At 72.5% G+C, this 1,240-nt stretch carries 1 protein-coding gene; it reads right to left on the reverse strand.

The genetic code is table 11. The annotated features are described in order from the left end of the window. Positions 1-1,240, reverse strand: a 1,240-nt coding sequence (locus ACH4RG_RS36490) for an alcohol dehydrogenase catalytic domain-containing protein (protein WP_398540933.1), incomplete at both ends; no start/stop codon positions are given.

The raw sequence follows: 1,240 nt of genomic DNA on the forward strand, positions 1-1,240 counted from the left end.
ATGCCGACACCGCCGGCGGCGGCGTGGATCAGGACGCGTTCGCCGGGCTGGATGCCTGCCAGGTCCCGCAACCCGTAATACGCCGTCATGAACACGGTCGGGACCGACGCCGCATCCTCGAAGGAGAAGTCATCGGGCATCAAGGCCAGGGTGCGCTCGTCGGCGATGGTCAGTGGGGCGAAGGCGCTGGGGAATCCGCCGAACACCCGGTCGCCGACGGAGAAGCGGGTGCTCCCCGGGCCGGTCTCCACGACCACACCCGCACCTTCGGTGCCCAGACCCTCGTTCGAGGGGGCGAGACCGAGGGCGACCGCGACGTCGTAGAAGTTGAGGCCGGCGGCACGGACCTGGATCCTGACCTCACCCGCCTCCAGCGGCCGGGAGGCACGCGGGTTCTCCACTTTGCCGACGTCGTCCAGCGTCCCGCCGCTGAGTGTGTCGATACGCCAGTCGGTGCCCGCGCCGAAACCGCCGACCCCGGCGATCTGCCGGCCGTCGACCCCACGCACCAGCCGCGCCCCCAGTACAGCACCCTTCCGGACGGCCAGCTGGGGCTCCGTCCCGGCCACGGCCAGGGCGAGAACACCGCTCCAGTCGGTGGTGCCCGTGCCGGTGCCGGAAGGTGCGGGGTCCGTGTCGACGAGGACGAAACGGCCGGGGTGTTCGGTCTGGGCGGTACGGATCAGGCCCCAGGCCACGGAGGCCGCCAGGTCGGTGACTCCGGGATCGTCCGGGCCCAGCCCGGTGCCGACCGCACCCCGTGTGACGACGATCAGAGGCACCTCCTCCAGCCGGTCCTCGGCGATCCACGCCTGCACCGTCAGCAGCAGCCGCTCGGCCAGCTCGTGTGCGGCGGCCGGGACGTCGGCGGTGTCCGGGGCGGCCAGGGACAGCACCGCGCATTGCGGCAGCGGGCCCCCGGCATCCAGCGACGCGAGGAGCGCCCCGGTGTCGGAGCAGGTCGCAGCGCCCGGCAGCGCGGTCCCGACGCCGAACGGGTCGGCGCCCAGCACCGCGGCCGAGACCACCCCAGCGGACTCGACGCCCGCCACCGGGAACCACTCCAACGCGAACAGACCGCTGGTGTTGACCGTGCTCAGGGCGAACATCGCGGTGTCGGCGGGGCGGACGTGCAGGGCACCGATCTTGATGACGGGGGTGTGGGTGGGGTCGGTGGCGGTGAGGTGGATGGTGTTGTCGGGGTTGATGTGGAGGCGGATGTGGAGGGTGGTGGCGGCGG

The organism is Streptomyces sp. NPDC021019 (genome assembly GCF_044333295.1).
Classification (GTDB): domain Bacteria; phylum Actinomycetota; class Actinomycetes; order Streptomycetales; family Streptomycetaceae; genus Streptomyces.